This window comes from Lyngbya aestuarii BL J, from assembly GCF_000478195.2.
In the GTDB taxonomy this organism is placed as follows: domain Bacteria; phylum Cyanobacteriota; class Cyanobacteriia; order Cyanobacteriales; family Microcoleaceae; genus Capilliphycus; species Capilliphycus aestuarii.
The window spans coordinates 1-1,721 of the sequence record NZ_AUZM01000187.1 but is presented as its reverse complement, the minus strand read 5'-3'; the positions used below and the strand labels follow the sequence as shown (position 1 = coordinate 1,721).

The following is a 1,721-nucleotide window of genomic DNA, read 5'->3' as shown; positions in this document are numbered from 1 at the left end:
AGCTGTTGTTTCAGGAAACAGTTTCGCTAACTCGGTCAGGGGAGGATGCCAATAGTAGAATGCGGAGGTTAAAAGCCAAGCAATACGAAGATTTTTCATTACTAAATAACTACATTAATGTCTAAAAAAATTAGATTTAGATCCCTGACGTGCTAGAGTGAGATACTGTCCTAAAAAGGGAAGCCCACCCAGTGCAGGAAGGAAATAACGGGAGGTACAGAGTAAACCCAAAGCTGCGGCTGTTGTAGCATCAAAATAGGGTTGATAAAGTAAGACTAATGCAGTGTCGCGAGTTCCAACTCCAGCAAAGGTTAAGGGTAATAATCCGGCTAAAATTGCTAAGGGAGAAAGGGCTAAATTTACCCAAAATGGAGTCCAAGCATTTAAGGCAAGTATAAAAAACCAGATTTGCAATAAATGGAGAAACCAAATAAAAATAGAAGTTGCACTAATTTTCAACAGTTGACCTTTATCACTCCAAAAATAATCGTGCATCTCTCCCCAAGAAATTTGGAGGCTTTTGAGCTTTTCTCCCATTTTTTTGGATGCCATTTTTCGGCAAAACAAGAAAAAGGAATCAGCAAGTTGACGATATCCTAAAAGTAACACTCCAGCAATCAAGCCCAGACTAACACCGATGGTCATTGTCCAGAATAAGAGATCTTTCTCAGGATAAACGATTAACCCTAGAACACACCATAACAAGAGTGATAACAGATCGCAAGTCTTTTCAAAGACAACGAGAGATAAAGATAATGATCCCTTTAAATGTCCCCGTTGCTGCATGAAGTAAGCCTTGACAATATCCCCCATTTTCGAGGGTAAGATCATATTCAGTACAGAGGCCGCTAAAATTAAACGATTCGCCTCAGTAAATCTCAAACTTGTTCCCTGTGGCATGAGTTGTTGGAGTCGCCAAGCTGTGATCATAGTAATCGGAATTACCATTCCTAAACTAATCACCATCCATTGGCGATCGCAATTTTGAAAGATCTCAACTAAACCAACACGATCAATTTGGGAATAAAGAATAATCAAAATCCCCAAACTGATGACGATAGAAATAAGCCGCTTGATCACTGCAATTAATCCGTATTACTTAGATTTTGTTTAGATTTTGTAAACTTTTCAAACTCAGATCTTCGTAATCGTAACTGCACATCTTCTAAAATTTTTCGGTTAACTGCCATGACATCAGCCACTAAACCAAACATCCAAAGTTGGAAGCCAATGATGATTAAAATTGCCGCTAAAATCAAGCTCGGTGTTCTTGCTCGGGTCATATCTTCAAAGAATAACACGAGCCAACGCACACACAACAAAAATCCTAAAGTAAAAGGAATACTCCCAAAGACCGCAAAAAAACGTAACGGCCTGTAGGTCATAAAAATGCGTAAAATCGTGAAAATTGACTGTTTAATATAAGAGGGAATACTTTTAACTAAACGAGAAGGTCGTAAATCGGGATTAGTCCGAACCGGAACCGAAGTAATTGCAATTCCCTTTTGTCCAGCCTGAATAATTGTTTCTAGGGTATAAGTATATTCATTAAAAACATTAATTTGCATTGCCGCGTTGCGACTAAACGCCCGAAACCCGCTTGGTGCATCAGGAATATTAGTGCTACTGGCTACACGAACCACCCAACTTCCGAGTTGTTGCAAGAACTTTTTACTCGGGGAAAAATGTTTGATTTGGCGAATAGGTCTAGCCCCGACCAC

General features: G+C 39.4%; 2 protein-coding genes. Both read right to left on the bottom strand.

The genetic code is table 11. From position 1 onward, the window contains the following. Window positions 1–114 precede the first annotated feature (114 nt). Window positions 115–1,077, bottom strand: a complete 963-nt coding sequence (locus M595_RS27385) for a lysylphosphatidylglycerol synthase transmembrane domain-containing protein (protein ID WP_040484298.1) — start codon at window positions 1,075–1,077, stop codon at window positions 115–117. An 8-nt stretch (window positions 1,078–1,085) separates the two neighbouring features. Continuing rightward, a partial coding sequence (locus tag M595_RS27380; protein WP_040484771.1) for a glycosyl transferase occupies window positions 1,086–1,721 on the bottom strand: 636 nt, incomplete at its 5' end.